This is a genomic window from Colwellia sp. C2M11, assembly GCF_018860915.1.
Lineage (GTDB): Bacteria > Pseudomonadota > Gammaproteobacteria > Enterobacterales > Alteromonadaceae > Colwellia.
In genome coordinates, this window is the sequence record NZ_JAHKQD010000037.1 from 84,051 (window position 1) to 104,520 (window position 20,470).

At 37.9% G+C, this 20,470-nt stretch carries 28 protein-coding genes; 20 read left to right on the plus strand and 8 right to left on the minus strand.

Annotated elements, in window-relative coordinates; all coding sequences use genetic code 11:
• Positions 1–870, minus strand: coding sequence for a 1-acyl-sn-glycerol-3-phosphate acyltransferase (locus KO509_RS09995; RefSeq protein ID WP_215973138.1), 870 nt, complete (start codon positions 868–870; stop codon positions 1–3).
• Between the two features lie 160 nt (positions 871–1,030).
• Between KO509_RS09995 and KO509_RS10000 the strand changes: the two genes are divergently transcribed.
• The 4 genes from KO509_RS10000 to panP all read left to right on the plus strand — a co-directional run bounded on the left by KO509_RS10000 (position 1,031) and on the right by panP (position 5,474).
• On the plus strand, positions 1,031–1,978 hold the full coding sequence (locus KO509_RS10000) for an ABC transporter ATP-binding protein (RefSeq protein WP_215973139.1): 948 nt from the start codon (positions 1,031–1,033) through the stop codon (positions 1,976–1,978).
• A gap of 1 nt (position 1,979) precedes the next feature.
• Positions 1,980–2,744: an ABC transporter permease gene (locus tag KO509_RS10005; RefSeq protein WP_215973140.1), complete on the plus strand. Its 765-nt coding sequence runs from the start codon at positions 1,980–1,982 to the stop codon at positions 2,742–2,744.
• A 17-nt stretch (positions 2,745–2,761) separates the two neighbouring features.
• Positions 2,762–3,478, plus strand: a complete 717-nt coding sequence (locus tag KO509_RS10010) for an SAM-dependent methyltransferase (protein ID WP_215973141.1) — start codon at positions 2,762–2,764, stop codon at positions 3,476–3,478.
• A 355-nt stretch (positions 3,479–3,833) separates the two neighbouring features.
• Positions 3,834–5,474: a pyridoxal-dependent aspartate 1-decarboxylase PanP gene (gene panP, locus KO509_RS10015; protein WP_215973142.1), complete on the plus strand. Its 1,641-nt coding sequence runs from the start codon at positions 3,834–3,836 to the stop codon at positions 5,472–5,474.
• Between the two features lie 64 nt (positions 5,475–5,538).
• On the opposite strand, the gene panC is transcribed toward panP, so the two are convergent.
• The 7 genes from panC to dksA all read right to left on the minus strand — a co-directional run bounded on the left by panC (position 5,539) and on the right by dksA (position 11,651).
• A complete protein-coding gene (panC, locus tag KO509_RS10020; protein WP_215973143.1) occupies positions 5,539–6,396 on the minus strand; it encodes a pantoate--beta-alanine ligase in 858 nt (285 codons plus the stop codon).
• Positions 6,397–6,488: 92 nt separating this feature from the next.
• Complete coding sequence (panB, locus tag KO509_RS10025) at positions 6,489–7,283, minus strand: 3-methyl-2-oxobutanoate hydroxymethyltransferase (RefSeq protein WP_215973144.1); 795 nt, start codon at positions 7,281–7,283, stop codon at positions 6,489–6,491.
• Positions 7,284–7,392: 109 nt separating this feature from the next.
• Complete coding sequence (gene folK / locus KO509_RS10030; protein ID WP_215973145.1) at positions 7,393–7,893, minus strand: 2-amino-4-hydroxy-6-hydroxymethyldihydropteridine diphosphokinase; 501 nt, start codon at positions 7,891–7,893, stop codon at positions 7,393–7,395.
• Between the two features lie 8 nt (positions 7,894–7,901).
• Positions 7,902–9,467, minus strand: a complete 1,566-nt coding sequence (gene pcnB, locus KO509_RS10035; protein WP_215973146.1) for a polynucleotide adenylyltransferase PcnB — start codon at positions 9,465–9,467, stop codon at positions 7,902–7,904.
• Positions 9,468–9,565: 98 nt separating this feature from the next.
• The gene (locus KO509_RS10040) at positions 9,566–10,180 is read right to left on the minus strand and encodes a flavin reductase family protein (protein WP_215973147.1); all 615 of its coding nucleotides are present in this window, start codon (positions 10,178–10,180) and stop codon (positions 9,566–9,568) included.
• Between the two features lie 51 nt (positions 10,181–10,231).
• Positions 10,232–11,194 carry a tRNA glutamyl-Q(34) synthetase GluQRS gene (gene gluQRS / locus KO509_RS10045; protein WP_215973148.1) on the minus strand — a complete coding sequence of 321 codons (963 nt, stop codon included), beginning with the start codon at positions 11,192–11,194 and terminating at the stop codon, positions 10,232–10,234.
• Between the two features lie 10 nt (positions 11,195–11,204).
• Positions 11,205–11,651, minus strand: a complete 447-nt coding sequence (gene dksA, locus KO509_RS10050) for an RNA polymerase-binding protein DksA (protein WP_159817693.1) — start codon at positions 11,649–11,651, stop codon at positions 11,205–11,207.
• Between the two features lie 641 nt (positions 11,652–12,292).
• Between dksA and rplN the strand changes: the two genes are divergently transcribed.
• The 16 genes from rplN to rpoA all read left to right on the plus strand — a co-directional run bounded on the left by rplN (position 12,293) and on the right by rpoA (position 20,429).
• Positions 12,293–12,661 carry a 50S ribosomal protein L14 gene (rplN, locus tag KO509_RS10055; RefSeq protein WP_159817695.1) on the plus strand — a complete coding sequence of 123 codons (369 nt, stop codon included), beginning with the start codon at positions 12,293–12,295 and terminating at the stop codon, positions 12,659–12,661.
• Between the two features lie 12 nt (positions 12,662–12,673).
• Positions 12,674–12,988, plus strand: a complete 315-nt coding sequence (rplX, locus tag KO509_RS10060) for a 50S ribosomal protein L24 (RefSeq protein ID WP_159817697.1) — start codon at positions 12,674–12,676, stop codon at positions 12,986–12,988.
• Between the two features lie 12 nt (positions 12,989–13,000).
• A complete protein-coding gene (gene rplE / locus KO509_RS10065) occupies positions 13,001–13,546 on the plus strand; it encodes a 50S ribosomal protein L5 (protein WP_215973149.1) in 546 nt (181 codons plus the stop codon).
• Between the two features lie 4 nt (positions 13,547–13,550).
• Entirely contained in the window at positions 13,551–13,856 is a 306-nt protein-coding gene (rpsN, locus tag KO509_RS10070) for a 30S ribosomal protein S14 (RefSeq protein WP_215973150.1), read from the plus strand.
• 13 nt (positions 13,857–13,869) lie between these two features.
• A complete protein-coding gene (gene rpsH / locus KO509_RS10075; RefSeq protein ID WP_215973151.1) occupies positions 13,870–14,265 on the plus strand; it encodes a 30S ribosomal protein S8 in 396 nt (131 codons plus the stop codon).
• A gap of 10 nt (positions 14,266–14,275) precedes the next feature.
• The gene (rplF, locus tag KO509_RS10080) at positions 14,276–14,809 is read left to right on the plus strand and encodes a 50S ribosomal protein L6 (RefSeq protein ID WP_215973152.1); all 534 of its coding nucleotides are present in this window, start codon (positions 14,276–14,278) and stop codon (positions 14,807–14,809) included.
• Between the two features lie 9 nt (positions 14,810–14,818).
• Complete coding sequence (gene rplR, locus KO509_RS10085) at positions 14,819–15,172, plus strand: 50S ribosomal protein L18 (protein WP_215973153.1); 354 nt, start codon at positions 14,819–14,821, stop codon at positions 15,170–15,172.
• A gap of 9 nt (positions 15,173–15,181) precedes the next feature.
• Complete coding sequence (gene rpsE, locus KO509_RS10090) at positions 15,182–15,691, plus strand: 30S ribosomal protein S5 (RefSeq protein WP_215973154.1); 510 nt, start codon at positions 15,182–15,184, stop codon at positions 15,689–15,691.
• 6 nt (positions 15,692–15,697) lie between these two features.
• On the plus strand, positions 15,698–15,877 hold the full coding sequence (gene rpmD / locus KO509_RS10095) for a 50S ribosomal protein L30 (RefSeq protein ID WP_215973155.1): 180 nt from the start codon (positions 15,698–15,700) through the stop codon (positions 15,875–15,877).
• A gap of 2 nt (positions 15,878–15,879) precedes the next feature.
• On the plus strand, positions 15,880–16,314 hold the full coding sequence (gene rplO / locus KO509_RS10100; protein ID WP_215973156.1) for a 50S ribosomal protein L15: 435 nt from the start codon (positions 15,880–15,882) through the stop codon (positions 16,312–16,314).
• Between the two features lie 8 nt (positions 16,315–16,322).
• Complete coding sequence (secY, locus tag KO509_RS10105) at positions 16,323–17,663, plus strand: preprotein translocase subunit SecY (protein ID WP_215973157.1); 1,341 nt, start codon at positions 16,323–16,325, stop codon at positions 17,661–17,663.
• Positions 17,664–17,693: 30 nt separating this feature from the next.
• The gene (rpmJ, locus tag KO509_RS10110; RefSeq protein ID WP_130603190.1) at positions 17,694–17,807 is read left to right on the plus strand and encodes a 50S ribosomal protein L36; all 114 of its coding nucleotides are present in this window, start codon (positions 17,694–17,696) and stop codon (positions 17,805–17,807) included.
• A gap of 193 nt (positions 17,808–18,000) precedes the next feature.
• On the plus strand, positions 18,001–18,357 hold the full coding sequence (gene rpsM, locus KO509_RS10115; protein WP_159817717.1) for a 30S ribosomal protein S13: 357 nt from the start codon (positions 18,001–18,003) through the stop codon (positions 18,355–18,357).
• Between the two features lie 13 nt (positions 18,358–18,370).
• Complete coding sequence (gene rpsK, locus KO509_RS10120) at positions 18,371–18,760, plus strand: 30S ribosomal protein S11 (RefSeq protein ID WP_159817719.1); 390 nt, start codon at positions 18,371–18,373, stop codon at positions 18,758–18,760.
• 30 nt (positions 18,761–18,790) lie between these two features.
• Positions 18,791–19,411, plus strand: coding sequence for a 30S ribosomal protein S4 (gene rpsD, locus KO509_RS10125; protein ID WP_159817721.1), 621 nt, complete (start codon positions 18,791–18,793; stop codon positions 19,409–19,411).
• A gap of 28 nt (positions 19,412–19,439) precedes the next feature.
• Positions 19,440–20,429, plus strand: coding sequence for a DNA-directed RNA polymerase subunit alpha (rpoA, locus tag KO509_RS10130; RefSeq protein ID WP_159817723.1), 990 nt, complete (start codon positions 19,440–19,442; stop codon positions 20,427–20,429).
• The last annotated feature ends 41 nt before the right edge of the window (positions 20,430–20,470 follow it).

The window sequence follows — 20,470 nt, forward strand, 5'->3', positions numbered from 1 at the left end:
TTAGTGGTGAACGTTTGGTGTTAAGTGTAAAAAATATCCCTTACCAGCAAAAGTCAGTTGATAAGTGCTTTCATCGTTTACCAATTGTTTTTCTAATAATCCTTTTTCTACCAATAAGGCAAACATAGTTTTTGAAAGTTCAGTTAATTTGGCCTTAGTATTAATTTCCATTTCAGTCGCTACGCCTTTAAGTGAGTATAATGCTCGAATAATAGCAATTTCAGATTCAGAAATTAGCGGCAGTTGCCCGCTATATGGCGGGTACTGATCTTTAATAAACTTTCCATGGATACTTTTATAGGATGCTTGTATTGCTTGAATATCATCATCTTTATTATCGGTTAATTGAAAAGTATGAAAAACACCCGTCTCTTTAGTTTGATAATCTACTTTAGCGAGAAAAATAGGTAAATTACAGCCTTGAGCAACATGATAAAAACCTGTTTTCCATTTAGTTACCGTGCCACGAGTACCTTCTGGTGTGAAAAGAAAAAATACTCTATTGCCTTTTTGAGAATCAATAAATGCTTTTATTTGATCAACTTGCCCTTGACCTTGTGACGTTCTATTTATTGGCATCGCACCTAACCACATTAATAAGGTGCCTAAAATAGGTGTTTTACATAAACTGTCTTTTATTGAAAAGTAGATTTTTACATCTTGTAATATAGCGGCCCCAAGCGCATAAACAAAATCCCAATTTGACGTGTGCGGTGCAGCTATTGCTACCCCCGCACCTTCTGGCGCTACTTTACATATTTTCCAACCCGCTAATGTAAACCATAATTTAAATAAATATTTTAAAAAGTATTTAGTAAATATGCCGTCAAAAATAGTTTTTTTGCGAATTGATAGAGCTTTGTTAGTCATGGAGTCACATCAGAAGGATGTATGAAAATAGTGAATATTATTATAGCATTGATTTTTTATTTTCTAATAGATTTATGCCACGGTTGAATTTACGATTATTAACACCATATTTAGTGTCTTTATCTATTTACGTTTCATCATTAATCCTTAAGGTATTACCATGACCAATGCAGTAGAAACTAATGCTTTGCAAATAAGCTCCCTTGTAAAAACCTATAAAGGCGGTTTTCAAGCGTTAAAAGGGATTGATTTAACGGTTAAACAAGGCGATTTTTTTGCACTACTTGGCCCTAATGGTGCTGGTAAATCTACCACCATAGGTGTGATCACTTCTTTGGTGAATAAAACTCAAGGCCAAGTAAAAGTATATGGGTATGATATAGATACCGACCTAGAAAAAGCAAAGTCATTTATTGGCTTAGTACCGCAAGAATTTAATTTTAACCAGTTTGAGCCACTTATTAATATTTTAGTTAACCAAGCAGGTTATTATGGTGTTGATAAAAAAACGGCTTTAGTTCGTGCTGAAAAATATTTGAAGCAATTAGAATTATGGGATAAACGTAACTCTGCTGGGCGTGAGTTATCTGGCGGTATGAAACGACGATTGATGATTGTTCGTGCTTTAATGCATGAGCCACAAATGCTGATCTTAGATGAGCCAACCGCTGGTGTAGATATAGAAATTCGTCGAGGCATGTGGGATTTCTTGCAGCAACTTAATGAGCAAGGCATTACGATTATTTTAACGACTCATTATTTGGAAGAAGCCGAAAGTTTGTGCCGTAATATCGCGATTATTGATGGTGGAAAAATTGTTGAAAATACCAGTATGAAAAGCTTGTTAGCACAATTAGATGGTGAAACCTTTGTGTTAGATTTACTCCCCTTTAAAAGTGAGATTGCCCTTAACGGTATTAGCTCTCGCAGGATTGATGATAGTACGTTAGAAATTGATTTACAGAAAAAACAAACGTTGAATTCAGTTTTTGAGCAATTATCTGCTCAAAATGTGGAAGTATTAAGTATGCGCAATAAGAGTAATCGATTAGAAGCTTTATTTGTTAACTTAATTACGAATAATAGCACCAAGAAAGAGGCTAAATAACATGAACAACTCTATTGCCTTAAAAAGCATTTTGAATAAAGAAACTCAACGCTTTATGCGTATTTGGGTACAAACTTTAGTACCACCAGCAATCACCATTAGCCTTTATTTTATTATTTTTGGTTCGCTTATAGGATCTCGTATAGGTGATATGGGCGGCGTTGATTATATGTCATTTATTGTACCAGGCTTGATTATGATGAGTGTCATTACAAACTCATATTCGAATGTAGCATCATCTTTTTTTAGTGCTAAATGGCAGCGTAATGTTGAAGAAATGTTAGTCGCTCCTGTACCTAATTGGGTTATTGTTGCTGGATATGTTGGCGGCGGCATGGCTCGTGGCATTTTGGTTGGCTTAATTGTTACCTTAGTATCATTATTATTTGTTGATATACAAATTCACAATGTGTGGGTAATTGTTGCAACGGTTACGCTAACATCGGCAACCTTTGCTTTAGGCGGCTTAATTAATGCTATTTTTGCTAGAACGTTTGATGATATTTCGATTATTCCAACTTTTATTTTAACGCCGTTGACATATCTTGGCGGTGTGTTTTATTCCATTAGTTTACTGCCTGAATTTTGGCAAGGTGTTTCTCAAGTTAACCCCATTGTTTATATGGTAAATGCTTTTAGATATGGATTTTTAGGTGTTACTGATGTGAGCATAGGTACCGCTTTTATGGTCATCGGTTTTTTTATCGTTACTTTATTTGCTATTGCAATGACGTTAATTAATAAAGGTATAGGCTTAAGAAGTTAAAGAGCATAGTTATTATTATGAAAGAAAATACAAAAATAGATGAGCTTGCTGGTGACTCTAAAGCGATTACCACTAATCAAAGTGGTATACATGAAAAGCTTGATGAAGTGGTGCAAAGGCATTTGACTCATCCTTTTCAAAAACCGTATCAAGTTCATACTCAAAAAGCCTTTGATGATATTAATGAACGAGTTAAAGCTTATATTGAAGGTAATCCTGATGGCAAAGTGATTCTTGATTCTTGTTGTGGTGTTGGACAAAGTACGCGTCTACTTGCATCATTAAATCCTGATGCATTAGTGATTGGCGTCGATAAGTCATCGAGTCGTATAGAGCGTAATGTTAAGGGGTTTGATGCTATAAATGGCTATCAAGCAGAGAACTTTCAGTTGGTAAGAGCTGATTTAAATGATTTCTATCGTTTGGTGAAAGTGGCTAATTGGCCTATCAGTAAACATTATATTTTGTATCCTAATCCTTGGCCAAAATCAAAGCATTTGCAACGCCGTTGGCATGGTAGTGCGGTATTTCCAACCTTGATTAGCCTTGGTAAAGAAATTATTTTACGTAGTAATTGGCGATTATATTTAGAAGAGTTCCAACAAGCAGCTAATCATGTGGACTTAATTGGAGATATTTCTGCTTTGGAAATAGATGAGCAACCATTGACTCCATTTGAAGCTAAATATCAAGCAAGTGGTCAAATTTGCTGGCAATTATCTTTTACTCGTTAAGTATTAAAATAACTATTTTATGGCTTTTTTCACTATTATTTTATGTAGTAGATAATCATAATATCCATAATTCTTTTTAAATCAATCACTTATTTTTATGGCATAACAATTGATTGCTCTTATGAATATAAAGGCATTTTAAGGAAGTGATGATGAAAGCGATGAAAAATAAAATCTTAATGATAATAACGATGTTAGTTATGTTGGTACAGGTTGGATTAATTTATGTGAGTACATTAATTAGTTAACTGGTAATCGCTACTGCTGCTTTGCATTATTCAGAAAAAAGAAGACATTTAGCCATTTTTTTATTAAAGTTCACCACTTAAATATCTATACTTTTGAATGAACTCGTATGACTACGACGCCCAAGCGTACCGCCCAAGCTACACCAGCAGCCTTACATCGGATTTTTACCCTTGCGGAGAAACCCGATTCTACTTTAGGGCGCATTGAGCAAGAAATATCTCAAAACCTGCTCGGCTTTTTGAATAACCATATAGTGGCGAGTAAAAATGCGTTAACGGATATTGAGCAAGATTTTGTCTGCCCGCTTATTCCTGAGCAGCCAGAGTTCGTTTCTGATCATATGCACCACTTATTAGATAAGTTAGTGTCACAATCAGTTCATACTGCTAGTCCGACTTTTATCGGTCATATGACTTCAGCTTTACCTTCTTTTATTTTACCTTTATCTAAGTTGATGGTGGGTCTTAATCAGAACTTAGTAAAAGTAGAAACATCTAAAGCCTTCACGCCGTTAGAGCGACAAGTCGTCGGTATGATGCACAATTTAGTGTACAAAGAAAGTGAAAGCTTTTATCAAGCTTGGATGCATAGCGCAGAACATTCGCTAGGCGCTTTTTGCTCTGGTGGTACTGTTGCTAATATTACAGCACTCTGGGTCGCTCGTAATAAGTTACTTAAGGCTGAGGGTAGTTTTAAAGGAATTACTCGTTCAGGCTTATTTGCAGGCCTACAACATTATGGCTATCAAGGTTTAGTTATTCTTGTCTCAGAACGTGGTCATTATTCTTTGAAAAAGTCGGCCGATATACTCGGTATTGGGCAAGATAGCGTTATTGCCATTGAAACTGATGAAAATAATAAAATAAATTGTCAAAAACTAGCAGAAAAATGCGAAGAACTACAGAAGCTGAATATTAAAGTACTAGCCATCGTTGGTATTGCGGGCACAACTGAAACTGGTAATGTAGATCCTTTAAATGAAATGGCTGCAATTGCTAAACAACACGGATGCTATTTTCATGTGGATGCCGCGTGGGGTGGCGCAACCTTATTATCGAATAAACATCGACATATCCTTGCTGGTATTGAACATGCTGATTCAGTTACGATTGATGCGCATAAGCAAATGTATGTACCTATGGGAGTAGGGATGGTGTTATTTAAAGATCCTTCATCTGTTGAAGAAATCGAACATCATGCGGAGTATATTTTACGAAAAGGTTCAAAAGATTTAGGTAGTCACACCTTAGAAGGCTCTCGGGCAGGAATGGCGATGCTTGTTTATTCAAGCTTACATATTATTAGTCGACCAGGCTATGAAATGTTGATCAATCAGGCCATTGAAAAAGCAGAATATTTTGCTGAGATTATTCATCAGCATGATGACTTCGAATTGATTACAAAACCAGAATTATGTTTATTAACTTATCGTTATGTACCTAAATCAGTACAGCTTTTGCTATCTCAAGTTGATGAAACTAAGCAGAAAGAAATTAATGTTATTTTAGGTGAGCTGACACAGTTTATTCAAAAACGTCAACGTGAAGATGGTCACTCCTTTGTGTCGAGAACGCGTATTCAAGTCGCTCGTTATGGCGGCGAAAAAGTGATTGTTTTCCGTGTTGTCCTAGCTAACCCATTAACAAGAAAAAGCAATTTACGTGATATTCTTGCAGAGCAATGCAAATTGGCGCAAGAAAGTGAAATATTATTACCTAAATTATTTGATTTAGTAAAAGACAACTAATCTCTGGCTTGATATTGATGAGCTGATATCGGTTGTCTTGTTACTGTAAATGATTGTAGTTTTTTTATGATAGTTTAACCGGTAAATTATCAATTAGTCTTGCTTTACCTAAATAGGCCGCAGCTAAAATAACAATATTTTTATCGTTTGGTGAGGCTGGTGCTAATGTTTGTGCATGACATAAATTAATATAGTCAGTTTTTAAGCCAGCTTTATCAAGTTTTTCACTTGCTTGCATTAGCAATACGGCATAGTCTCTAGCTTGATGTCCGGCTTGTAATGCTTCGCTTAACCATAATAAGGTTTTGTATAATACCGGTGCTATTATGAGCTCTTCTGGTGTTAGGTAACCATTGCGTGAACTCATTGCTAGACCAGACTTCTCACGAATTATTTCCACAGGAATAATGTCAACTGGCATAGATAAATCTTCAACCATTGTTTGAATCACTTGCAGTTGTTGATAATCTTTAGAGCCAAAACAGGCAACATCAGGTTGGACTAAATTAAACAGCTTACAAACAACGGTGGCTACGCCACGGAAATGTCCTGGACGGCTGGCACCACAATATAAATCTGAGATATTAGGGACTTCTACATAGCTATTTTCACCAAAACCTTTAGGATAAATAACATCAGCTGTAGGTGTGAACAATAAGTCAGTGTTTACTTTGAGTAAGCTTTCTTTATCTTGTGCCAAAGTTCTAGGATAATTATCAATATCCTCACTTAAACCAAACTGCATAGGATTAACAAAAATACTAACAATGACTTTGTCAGCATGTTTATGAGCGGCTTTTACTAAAGCTAGGTGGCCGTCATGCAAATTCCCCATTGTTGGTACAAATGCTATCGTTAAACCTTGCATGCGCCACGCTTTGACTTGTTCTCTTAAATCTTTAATATTTTCAACAGTGTTCATGGTATTCTCTTAAATATCAGTATGGAAATTTTGAATTACGCCAACATTTGGATTGTAATTCTTTCGCTTTGATACCTGTCTATATCGACTAGTTATTTAAAAATATGTTCTTCACCTGGAAAATTTCCATTAGATACTTCGCTGATATAAAGCTCAATCGCTTTTTTAATATCGCCAGTTTCTTTGATGAAATTTCGAGAGAATTTAGGCATATAACTACAAGAAATACCTAAAGCATCATGCATAACTAATATTTGTCCATCGGTATCTTTACCTGCTCCAATACCAATAGTGGGAATTGATACAGCTGCAGAAATGGCTTTGCCAAGTGGGGCAGGGATGCATTCTAGTACTAATAATTGTGCACCCGCGGCTTCAAGCGCCAAAGCGTCTTCAATCATTATCTTTGCGTGTTCATCACTACGACCTTGTACTTTAAAGCCACCAAAAACATTGACAGATTGTGGTGTTAAGCCTAAATGAGCACAAACAGGAATACCACGTTCAACTAAAGCTTTTATAGTGCTGGCTAACCAAGTGCCACCTTCCATTTTTACCATACTAGCGCCAGCTTGCATTAACTTTGTTGCATTGGTTAATGCTTGCTCTGTGGTGGCGTAGGTCATAAAAGGCATATCACCAATAATAAGTGTATTTTCTGCACCTCGTTTAACACATTCAGTATGGTAAACCATGTGGTCAATAGTGACAGGCAGAGTATCATCTCGTCCTTGAAGGACCATGCCCAATGAATCGCCAATTAAGATAGCGTGAATACCTGCTTGATCGAAAAGCTGAGCAAAACTTGCATCATAAGCGGTGATAGTTGAAATTTTTTCGCCTTGTTGTTTCATTTTTAACAAGGTAGATGTGGTTATTTTAGCCATATAGTTCTCAATTCATCTGTTGAGTTAATTGGTTTGGGTTGTTAGTTAAGCTGAGCCTTGACTCAATCGCGCTACTTTCGCACAAATATTTTTCAACTGCAATGATCCGCTAGTATTCGCTTAGTTTTATCATTGAATTGACAGAAATGTTTTGACTTAGAGAAGATATGTTTTGGCCATTAGGTAATTGTAATAAAGGGGAAATTTCAGCTAATGGTATTAAAACAAATTCACGTTCGGTCATACCATAGTGAGGTATGACTAAGCGTTCAGAATTGATAACTTGATTGCCAAATAACAGGATGTCTAGATCTAAAATGCGGGCACCCCAACGGTTTTCTTTACGTACTCTGCCAAATTCATTTTCAATAGCTTGTAAAGCGTCTAATAATTCAATAGGCGATAGTGACGTTTCAAGGCTTAAAACAGCATTAATATAGTTATCTTGATCTTGAGGGCCCATCGGTTTACTAAGGTATAAAGAAGAAACCGAAAGAATACTGCTTTGTGTTATTTTTCTAATTGCTTTAATTGCATTTTTAACTTGTTCTATTGGCTCAGATAAATTACTACCTAAGCCAATATAAGCAATAGTTGATGTCGTTGTCATGAGTATTATTAGTCAACAGTAGCTTGGTTAGTCGGTTTACGTCGTTTTCTTGGCGTACGTCTTTTCGCTCCTGGTGAGCTTTTGATTCCTTTAACCATTTGTTCTTGAGCTTCATGACTAACATTTTGAAAGTCAGTCCACCATTTTGATAACTCGGTTAGGTGCCCATTGTCTTTTTCAACTTCAGCACGTAACAAGAGAAAGTCGTATCCTGCTCTAAACTTAGGGTGTTCAAAAGTTTTGAATGCTTTTTTACCTTCTCGACGTTCTAATTTCTCTTGTAAAATCCAGATGTCTTTCATGACACTTTGAAAACGCTTAGGAATAGCGATGCTTTGCTGCTGCTCAGGCATTATTTCGCTTAAAGCAGCAAAAAATGCATCTTGAGGTGATAATTGGCGATTAGCATTTATCTGACGAATATAGTTCTGTAATGAATACCAAAGCATGGCTGCAAATAAAAATGCAGGTGTTACACGTTGATCATTATTAATACGGTTATCTGTATTTGTCATTGCTTGAATAATGAAGCGTTCTAGTTGCTCGCTATTGCCTTCTGAGTGATTATCTAATGCTAGATTAACTGCAGGAAAGAAAAAACCAAATAATTGGTATTTACGTAATTGTTTATAGTTAGCAACGGCTTTGCCCGAAATAAACATTTTTAAAAACTCTTCAAACATTCTAGCAGCAGGAATATTTGCCATTAATGGTGCCAGCTCTGTAATTGGTTGCTGAGTTTCTTTAGCTATTTTCATATCTAGCTTAGTGGCAAAACGGATAGCACGAAGCATGCGTACTGGATCTTCTCTGTAACGAGTTTCTGGATCGCCAATTAAACGGATAACTTTGTCTTCTACATCTTTTACACCATTCGCGAAATCTAAGACTTTAAAATCTTTAGATGAGTAATAAAGTGCGTTGATGGTGAAATCTCTACGTTCAGCATCTTCATCAATGGTGCCGTAAATATTGTCACGTAATAACATACCATCATCGTTTTGTTTCGAGGTTTTGGTACTGTCCTTTCCTTTTTGACCTTCACTGTCGTGGTGCCCTCGAAAGGTGGCGACCTCAATGATTTCTCGACCAAAAACAATATGCGCTAGTCGAAACCGGCGACCTATTAAACGACAGTTTCTAAATAAGCCTTTAATTTCGTCAGGCGTAGCATTGGTTGCAATATCAAAGTCTTTAGGTTTTTGACCCAATAAAATATCGCGAACACCACCACCAACAAGATAAGCATCAAAACCGCCTTTGTTTAGCCGATATAATACTTTAAGCGCATTTGGGCTAATTAATTGGCGAGATACTGGATGTTGATCACGTGTAAGTACAATGGGTTGTTCGAGTGTTGTGACGTGATTGTTAACGATAGCTTTTTTACTGGTATTTTTAGTAAAAACCTTTTTACATAAATTAATGACGCGTTTGATAATCGCAAACCTTTTATTAAGAGTAGGAAGTATATGAAAAATTATCTTGTTAGATACATGTAATGATATAACAAACTTGTAACAAAGAGAATGAAAAAGCAGCTGTTTTTTATTTACAACTGCTTTAACTATCATATCAATGCTACCTTAAGTGATAATATTAATGCCAAAGGCATAGGTAATAAGGTAGCACTTAGATATTTATTATCGCTATATCAATTACTACATTAATATTATTTGGGTCTACTAATCTCAAAAGGATTATTAATCGTTGCGTATTCAGCACCACCAAGACGAGCTAATGGCTGAACTTTATCGGCATGTACTTTGATTCGTTGCTTTTCATCAACATCAACGACGTTATCATTAATATAGACTTGCTTAACTTCAACAAAAATTAAGCTTTGTGGTACATCACCTAACGGTTTTATTTCATATAACTCACAACCGTAAGCAATGTCGCATTGTGCAATTCTTGGTAGGGAAAAATTAGCAAACTCAGTAGTTTTTATTCCTGCATCAGTAAGCTCCGATTCACCATGCGCTAATGTTTGTGCGGTTTGTGTAACTAAGCTAGCATGTTGTTCTGAAGCAATGTGAATCACGACTTTTTTATTTTTAATAATGTTAGTTAAAGTATCTTTATCATCGCCATTAGGTTTTTTACCTACTGATAACATTAAAATAGGAGGTGCACTAGATACTGCAGTAAAGTAAGAAAATGGCGCTAGATTAAATGAACCATTACCTGAATCAGTTAAGGCCCACGCAATCGGGCGAGGAATGATGGTTTGTGTCATTAAATGATAGCGTTGGTTTGCGCTGAAAGCTGAAAAGTCAAAATTCATATATGAGTCCATGTTTTTATTAAGGTAAATATTCGTTGTATCAGTTGATAATTATTCGTCATTGTCGCTAAGGTCAATGTTTATTGCTTTGACCTTAGCTACTTTTTCTCTATTCCAGTGTTTAATTGCCCAATTGATAATGTTAGGGACTTGTTCATGAGTTAAATCCGGATCAGGAATTTGTCCTAAAAAATTTAGTGCAGCGATTAATGCTGGTTGAGGATTATTATTATCAATAGCTGTGGCTTTATTTTGCTTGCTAAGTTTAAAGCCTTGCTTAGTTATAGCCAGTGGTATATGCCCGTATTGAGGCGGTTTTTTATTAAGTGTGGCATACAAGGTTAGTTGCCTCGCTGTCGGCTCAAGTAAATCACAGCCTCGAATAACATGACTTATATTTTGGTAAATATCATCGTGAACAACTGCAAGTTGGTAAGCAAATAGATTATCTTTTCGGTGTATTATGAAGTCTTCTTCAGCCAATCTTTTATCACAAGATATATTACCCTGAAAAATATCTTTAAATTGATACAAACCATATTGATTAATAAGGCGAGTAGCACTATTTTCTTTTGCATTGTTTAGGGGACGACAATGTCCTTGATATATACCACCAAGCTTTTTAATTTCATTTCGTGTGCATTGACAATAATAACTTAGGTGTTGTTGCTGTAGTTCATTTAAAATATGCTTATATCGGTCAGTTTGTTGGCTTTGGTAGAGAATATCTTCATCCCAATGTAAGCCAAATGCTTCTAGCGTTTTTAAAATCGCGGTACTAGCGCCAACTTTTTCTCGGGGAGGATCGATGTCTTCTATTCGAACTAACCATTTACCTGGATTACCGTTTGAGTCAACGGATGCTTTAGCATCTAAAAAACTTGCTAATGCGGCGATCAATGAACCAAAGTGTAATAAGCCAGAAGGTGAAGGAGCAAAACGACCACGATAACTATCTTGCGATAATAACGATGGTCGCTTTATATCTTGAGGGTTTTTCTGTAAAGCTTGCAAAACGAATGGCTTAGCCAGCCATTTGACGTTCTTTTATTTCTGCTAGAGTTTTACATTCTATGCAAAGATCAGCAGTAGGTCTTGCTTCTAAACGGCGAATACCGATATCAATACCACAAGACTTACAGAAGCCAAACTCATCTTCTTCTATTAACTGTAACGTTTTCTCAATTTTCTTAATGAGTTTACGTTCACGATCTCGAGTACGTAATTCTAGACTAAACTCTTCTTCTTGTGCTGCTCTATCAACCGGATCAGGGAAGTTTGCGGCTTCATCTTGCATGTGAGTTACGGTACGGTCTACTTCTTCACGTAATTGTACACGCCACGCATCTAAAATCTTTTTAAAATGTACTTTTTGGGGCTCACCCATATATTCTTCATTAGCTTTTTCTTGGTATGGCTCTACGCCTGCTAATGCTAAAATACCTAATGCTTTATTTTTACCTGTTGGCATGCTGAATCTCCTAATACTACAAAGACCAAGGTTGTTTGGCTGTAACACCATTTAACATTTATTCTTGGTTGTAATTGCCAATATCAATGATGTAACTTATTTAATATAGACTTAAAATATCAGGTCTATATTGTATCACACATGATGAAAATCAATGTTTTCGATTAATAAAAGCAAAAATAAAATTATTAACCTTATTTATCAATATGTTGTTTATCAAAAAAGTTTGAATTTAACTTTATGAAAAGCGTCGAACTTAATGTGTTATATATAGTACTTCTTTTTTGCGCAAGCATTATTAGCAAGTTTTACAGGTGTTCGTCAATAACTATTACAGCTTAATAAACATAATTTTTTATTTAATAACCTATAAATTCAGGGCAAATAAATAAACTATAATAATATTGTTCATTTTTTAGTTAATTAAACTATCACTTTGTAATTAGCGGTGGTATAATCTCGCGCCCATTAACTTTGAGTGTTTGACTTCTGTCAGTGCTTTAATGTGTTTGGGAAGTCTTTTTAGGCAGTGACGGGTCAAATTTCTGGCCTTGAATTTTAATTTATCTTAATGATTTATATTTATTTTTCTATATATTGGGAAGTAAGTGGGTTAAAAGATAACAGCGGAGCAAAAATCAATGATCCAAATGCAATCACAGCTTAATGTTGCTGATAACAGTGGCGCTAAGCGTGTTCAATGTATAAAGGTTCTTGGTGGCTCGCACCGTCGCTATGCACGCATTGGTGATATCATCAAAGTTGCCGTAAAGGAAGCAAGTCCTCGCGGTAAAGTAAAAAAAGGTGATGTTCACACTGCGGTAGTGGTGCGCACTAAGAAAGGTGTTCGTCGTACAGATGGTTCTGCTATCCGTTTCGATGAAAACGCGGCTGTAATGCTTAATGCAAGCTTACAACCAATTGGTACTCGTATTTTTGGGCCAGTGACACGTGAACTTCGTAATGAAAAATTTATGAAGATCGTATCATTAGCACCAGAAGTACTATAAGGAGTCACGATAATGGCATCTAAGATTCGTCGTGATGATGAAGTAGTTATACTTGCAGGTAAAGACAAGGGCAAAACTGGTAAAGTTACTAAAGTTCTTGTTGAAAGCGGCAAAGTATTCGTAGAAGGCGTAAACTTAATCAAAAAACACACTAAGCCTGTACCTCAGTTACAGCAGCCTGGTGGGATTATTGAAAAAGAAGCACCTTTACAAGTATCTAACGTAGCTATCCTTAACCCTAAATCGGGCAAGGCTGACCGCGTTGGTTTTAGATTTGAAGACGGCAAAAAAGTACGTTTCTTTAAATCTGATAACGAATTAATTTAATTGGAGTAAACGATGGCGAAACTGCATGATTTTTATAAAGATACAGTTGTAGCTGACCTTCAAGCGAAGTTCGGTTATAAAAGTGTCATGCAAGTCCCTCGGATTGAAAAGATCACCCTTAACATGGGTGTTGGTGAGGCAATTTCTGATAAGAAAGTGCTAGAACACGCCACGAATGATCTTACTGCAATCTCAGGTCAAAAGCCGGTCACGACAGTAGCACGCAAATCAGTTGCGGGCTTCAAAATTCGTGAAGGCTATCCTATAGGCACAAAAGTAACTCTACGCGGCGAGCGTATGTGGGAATTTTTAGAGCGTTTAATCTCTATTTCTATTCCTCGTATCCGTGACTTCCGTGGCTTAAACCCTAAGTCATTTGATGGTCGTGGTAATTACAGCATGGGCGTTCGTGAGCAAATCATCTTCCCTGAAATCAATTATGATAAAATTGATAAAATTCGCGGATTAGATATCACTATTACTACTAGCGCGAAAGATAACGAAGAAGGACATGCATTATTGTCTGCCTTCAACTTCCCGTTCAAGAAGAAGGTGTAGAGTTATGGCTAAATCGTCAATGAAAGCTCGTGAAGATAAAAGAACTAAGTTAGTAGCACAATACGCTGAAAAGCGTGCTGCGTTAAAAGCAATCATCTCTGGTGTTAATTCTTCTGAAGAAGAACGCTGGGATGCTGTATTGAAACTTCAAAGTTTACCTCGTGATTCATCAAGTAGCCGTCAACGTAATCGTTGTAATGTTACTGGACGTCCACATGGTTACTTACGCAAATTTGGTTTAAGCCGTATTAAATTACGCGAAACTATGATGCGTGGTGAAGTTCCAGGTCTTAAGAAAGCTAGTTGGTAATTCACGGGAGTAAATGGTTATGATGACTGATCCTATCGCGGACATGTTTACACGCATCCGCAACGGTCAATCTGCAGCAAAAGTTGCAGTAAAAATGCCATCTTCAAAAGTTAAAGTTGCAATTGCTAACTTACTTAAAGAAGAAGGCTATATTTCAGATTATTCAGTTACTGGTGATGTTAAACCAGAATTAGCTGTAACGTTGAAGTATTTTGAAGGTAAAGAAGTAATTGAAGTGATCAAACGTGTTTCACGTCCTGGTCTTCGTGTATACAAAAACTGTAATGAACTTCCTAAAGTTCTTGCAGGAATGGGTATTGCGATAATTTCGACTTCTAAAGGTTTGATGACGGATCGTGCTGCTCGCTCTGCGGGTATTGGCGGTGAAGTTCTTGGTTTCGTAGAGTAAGGAGAATAATATGTCTCGTGTTGCAAAAGCACCTGTCGATGTTCCTGCTGGCGTTACCGTTACGTTATCAGGTCAAAATATCACAGTTAAAGGTCCAGTAGGTGAATTATCACGTACGATTCATAGTTTTGTTGCGGTTTCTCAAGAAGAGAACCAAATCATTACTAACATCGCATGTGATGAAAGAAATGCATGGGCACAAGCCGGTACTGCTCGCGCTTTAATCAATAATATGGTTGAAGGTGTTAGTAAAGGTTTTGAAAAGAAATTGGTTTTACAGGGTGTTGGTTACCGTGCAAAAGCCGCTGGTAAATCTGTAGATTTATCATTAGGTTTTTCACACCCAATCAATCACGCAATTCCTGATGGAATTACTGTTGAAACTCCTAGCCAAACTGAAATCATACTGAAAGGTTGTGATAAGCATTTAGTTGGTCAAACCGCAGCGAACATTCGTGCATACCGTAAGCCAGAGCCTTATAAAGGTAAAGGTGTACGTTATTCTGATGAACACGTTCGTCGTAAAGAAGCTAAGAAGAAGTAGGGTAATACTATGGATAAGAAAACATCTCGTTTGCGCCGCGCTAAACGCGCACGCGCAAAAATTAGCGAGTTGGGTGCGAATCGTTTAGTTATATTCCGTACTCCTCGTCACATTTACGCTCAATTGATCGCGCCAACTGGCTCTGAGGTTATCGCATCTGCGTCAACTTTAGACAAAGAAGTTAGTGCACAAGTTGAAAACACAGGTAATGTTGCAGCAGCAACTGCAGTAGGTAAAGCAATCGCTGAACGTGCTGTAGCAAAAGGTATCTCTAAGATAGCTTTTGATCGCTCTGGTTTCCTTTATCATGGTCGCGTTAAAGCATTAGCAGAAGCAGCTCGCGAAGCTGGTCTTCAGTTCTAGGGGTTGATAATGGCTAATCATAATCAAGAAAACTCACAACAAAGTGATATGGCTGAAAAGCTAATCGCAGTTAACCGCGTATCTAAAGTGGTTAAAGGTGGTCGTATTTTCAGTTTCACTGCACTAACAGTAGTTGGTGACGGTAATGGTCGTGTTGGTTTTGGCTACGGTAAAGCACGTGAAGTGCCTGCTGCAATCCAAAAAGCAATGGAAAAAGCACACCGTAACATAGTAAACGTTGACCTGAAGGGTACTACTCTTCAGCATGTCATTATTGGCAAGCACTCTGGCTCTAAAGTTTACATGCAACCAGCTTCTGAAGGTACAGGTATCATCGCCGGTGGCGCGATGCGTGCAGTACTTGAAGTTGCAGGCGTTCAGAACGTATTGTCAAAAGCATACGGCTCTACTAACCCAATCAACGTAGTTCGTGCTACTGTTTCTGCTTTGACGAATATGCATTCGCCAGAAAGCATGGCAGCTAAACGCGGCAAAAGCGTTGCAGACATTTTGGGGTAATTGAACATGGCTAAAACAGTTAAAGTAACTCAAATAAAAAGTTCTATCGGTCGTTTACCGAAGCATAGAGCTACATTAAAAGGCCTTGGTCTACGTCGTATCAATCATACAGTTGAGTTAGAAGATACTCCATCTGTACGTGGTATGATTAACAAGGTTATTTACATGATTAAGGTGGAGGATTAATAATGCATTTAAATACTTTATCCCCTGCACCGGGATCTAATAAAACTAAAAAGCGCTGTGGTCGTGGTATTGGTTCAGGTATCGGAAAAACTGGTGGTCGTGGTCACAAAGGTCAGAAGTCACGTTCTGGCGGTAGTGTACGTCCTGGTTTCGAAGGTGGACAAATGCCATTGAAACAACGTTTACCTAAATTTGGTTTTACTTCACGTAAATCTTTAGTTCGCGCTGAAGTTCGTTTACATGAATTAAACCTTATCAAAGGTGATGTTGTTGATATTCACGCGTTAAAAGATGCTGGTCTAATCAACCGTAACATTGAAACAGCAAAAATTATGCTGTCTGGCGAGATTACTCGTAAGATCACTGTTCGCGGTTTAGGCGTAACTAAAGGTGCTCGTGTAGCTATTGAAGCTGCCGGTGGTAACATCGAGGAATAATACAGATTATGGCTACACCAGGAATGGACGCTTCTCAAAAGGGAAGCAAAGGCGCAGGCGGTTTGTCTGAGCTTAAACAAAGATTATGGTTCGTATTCATTGCATTAGTAGTGCTACGCTTAGGATCATTTGTACCAATCCCTGGTATTGACGCCGCTGTATTAGCTCAGTTCTTTGAACAACAAAAGGGCACCATTGTAGAAATGTTTAACATGTTCTCTGGTGGTGCACTTGAGCGAGCCTCGGTATTGGCATTAGGTATTATGCCGTACATCTCGGCTTCAATTATTATGCAACTGTTAACTGTGGTTAGTCCAAAGTTTGCAGAGCTTAAGAAAGAAGGTGAAGCTGGACGTCGTAAAATCAGCCAATACACACGCTACGGCACATTAGTTCTAGCAACAGTACAGTCGATAGCGATTGCAAGAAGTTTACCGGATATGATGCAAGGACTAGTAATTAATGCTGGTTTTAGTTTCTATTTTACTGCAGTAGTTAGTTTGGTTACTGGTACCATGTTTTTAATGTGGTTAGGTGAGCAAATTACTGAACGTGGTATTGGTAATGGTATTTCAATCATTATATTTGCAGGTATTGTTGCTGGCATGCCATCGGCTGTTGGTCAAACAGCTGAGATGGCGCGTCAAGGTGAATTGCACTTATTAGTATTATTGCTTATTGGCGCTGTGGTATTTGCAGTGACTTTCTTAGTAGTGTTTGTAGAGCGTGGTCAACGACGTATTGTTGTTAACTATGCTAAACGTCAGCAGGGCCGTAAGGTTTTTGCGGCGCAAAGCACGCATTTACCATTGAAAGTGAATATGGCGGGTGTAATCCCACCAATTTTCGCCTCTAGCCTTATTTTGTTCCCTGGCACGCTTGCGAGCTGGTTTGGACAAGGTGAAGGCCCTGTAGCTGATTTCTTACAAGGTGTATCTCAGGCGATGTCGCCAGGGCAACCTTTGTATGTATTAATGTTAGCAGCAGCAATTATATTTTTCTGTTTCTTTTACACGGCATTGGTTTTCAATCCGCGTGAAACAGCAGATAACTTGAAAAAGTCAGGTGCGTTCATACCAGGGATTCGTCCGGGTGAACAAACGTCCAAATATATAGATAAAGTAATGACTCGTTTAACCCTAGCGGGCGCGTTGTATATTACCTTTGTCTGTTTGGTTCCACAGTTTATGATCATAGCATGGGACGTTCAGTTCTATTTTGGCGGTACATCATTATTGATTATCGTGGTTGTGATTATGGACTTTATGGCACAAGTACAAACACATATGATGTCTCATCAATATGACAATGTACTTAAAAAAGCAAACTTGAAAGGTCACGGTCGTTAGGCCGGGCTATTTTAGTTAACGGAGTATAAAATGAAAGTACGTGCATCCGTAAAAAAGATTTGTCGTAATTGTAAAGTGGTTAAGCGTAAAGGCGTTATACGCGTTCTTTGTTCTGAACCAAAGCACAAACAAAGACAAGGTTAGTCTGTTTATTGACCAGGATTCGTCAAATTTACTTTGTCTAATTCTCAATAATAACTAGTGAAATCTTTTAGCAGTGGCATTGTGCAGATAATTCTGTATAATGCCGCTTCGATTTGCGAAAAACGAGAATGGTTGGGTATCCTAACGGGCTTTCCAACCAATGTAATTTTAATTATTTAAAGGAGATGTGTTAGTGGCCCGTATCGCTGGCATTAACATCCCTGATCGTAAGCATGCAGTAATCGCCATTACTGCGATTTACGGTATCGGCGCTACCCGTGCAAAAGCTATTTGTGCGGCAGCAGGTATCGAAGAATCAACGAAGATCAGTGAATTAGACGAAGCAAAAATTGATTTGCTACGCGCTGAAGTGGATAAATTTACCGTAGAAGGTGATTTACGCCGTGAAGTTTCAATGAACATTAAACGTCTTATGGATTTAGGTTGTTTCCGTGGCATTCGCCACCGTCGCAGTCTTCCTCTACGTGGTCAACGCACTAAAACAAATGCGCGTACCCGTAAAGGTCCTCGTAAGCCAATTAAGAAGTAAGAGGGACTAGACAATGGCTAAAACACCCGTACGTACGCGTAAACGCGTAAAAAAACAAGTTGCTGATGGCATGGCTCATATTCATGCTTCTTTCAACAACACAATCGTGACTCTTACAGATCGTCAAGGTAATGCTTTATCTTGGGCGACTGCAGGTGGTTCAGGTTTCCGTGGTTCACGTAAATCTACCCCTTTTGCTGCGCAAGTAGCTGCAGATCGCGCAGGCGCTACTGCAAAAGAGTTTGGCTTGAAGAATATTGAAGTGTTCGTTAAAGGTCCAGGTCCAGGTCGTGAATCTGCTATCCGTGCCTTAAATGCTGCTGGTTTTAAAATCACCAACATTACTGACGTTACACCTATTCCTCATAATGGTTGTCGTCCTCCTAAGAAACGTCGCGTTTAATCGTTTTTTTAGGATAGTTGGAGAAAGAAAATGGCTAGATATTTAGGTCCTAAGTTAAAACTTAGTCGCCGCGAAGGTACAGATTTGTTCCTTAAAAGCGGTGTTAGAGCAATTGACACTAAATGTAAAATCGAAACAATACCAGGTCAACATGGCGCCCGTCGCGGTCGTTTGTCAGACTACGGTGTTCAACTTCGTGAAAAACAAAAGGTTCGTCGTATTTTTGGCGTACTTGAAAAACAATTCAGTAATTACTACAAAGAAGCAGCACGTTTAAAAGGTAATACAGGTGAAAACTTGTTACAACTTTTAGAAACACGCTTAGATAACGTAGTTTACCGTATGGGCTATGCAAGCACTCGTGCTGAAGCTCGTCAATTAGTTAGCCATAAGGCTATCGTGGTAAACGGCGTAGTAGTAAATATTCCATCTTTCACTGTTAAAGCTGAAGATGTGGTTTCTGTTCGTGAGAAATCTAAAACTCAAGCGCGTATTATTGCCGCTTTAGATTTAGCCGACCAACGTGAAAAACCACTTTGGGTTGAAGTTGATAACAAAAAACTTGAAGGTACGTTCAAACGTGTTCCTGATAGAGCTGACTTATCTGCTGAAATTAATGAACAGTTGATTGTTGAACTTTACTCTAAGTAGTAAAGTTACACTTTAAGAGAGGACATATATGCAGGGTTCTGTAACCGAATTCCTTAGACCACGCATGGTTGGTATTGAAAATATTAGCCCTCGTCGTGCTAAGGTAACTTTAGAGCCATTAGAACGTGGTTTTGGTCACACTTTAGGTAATGCGTTACGCCGCATTCTATTATCTTCAATGCCAGGTTGTGCTGTAACTGAAGTAGAAATTGATGGTGTATTACATGAGTACAGTAGTAAAGAAGGTGTTCAAGAGGACATCATCGAAATATTGTTAAACCTTAAAGGGCTTGCTGTTTTATTAGAAGGCAAAAATGAAGCCGTTCTGACTTTAACTAAGTCTGGTGAAGGCCCTGTAACGGCAGCTGATATACAACATGATGGCGATGTTACTATTGTAAATCAAGACCATGTTATCTGTAATTTAACAGGTGAAGGTTCTATCAGCATGCGCATCAAAATTGAAATGGGTCGTGGTTACGTACCTGCTTCAGCGCGCCGTGATGCCGAGGAAGAAGATCGAGCTATTGGTCGTTTGTTGGTTGATGCCTCATTCAGTCCTGTAGTTAGAATTGCTTATGATGTTGATTCTGCACGTGTTGAACAACGTACAGATTTAGACAAATTAGTTTTAGATATGGAAACCAATGGTACATTGGATCCGGAAGAAGCTATCCGTCGTGCTTCAACTATTCTTGCTGAACAGCTTGATGCGTTTGTTGAACTTCGCGATATTAAAGAAGTTGAACAAGTGGAAGAAAAACCATTGTTTGACCCAATTTTGCTTCGTCCTGTTGATGATTTAGAATTAACTGTTCGTTCAGCTAACTGTTTAAAAGCAGAAGCAATTCAATATATTGGTGATTTAGTACAACGTGCTGAAGTTGAGCTTCTTAAAACGCCTAATTTAGGTAAGAAGTCATTAACTGAAATTAAAGACGTGTTAGCATCTCGTGGTTTGTCTCTAGGTATGCGCCTAGAAAACTGGCCGCCAGAAAGCATTGTTGACAACGACTAGTTCGATCATCGTTTTTTTAATAGTTTTTTAAGAAGGATTAA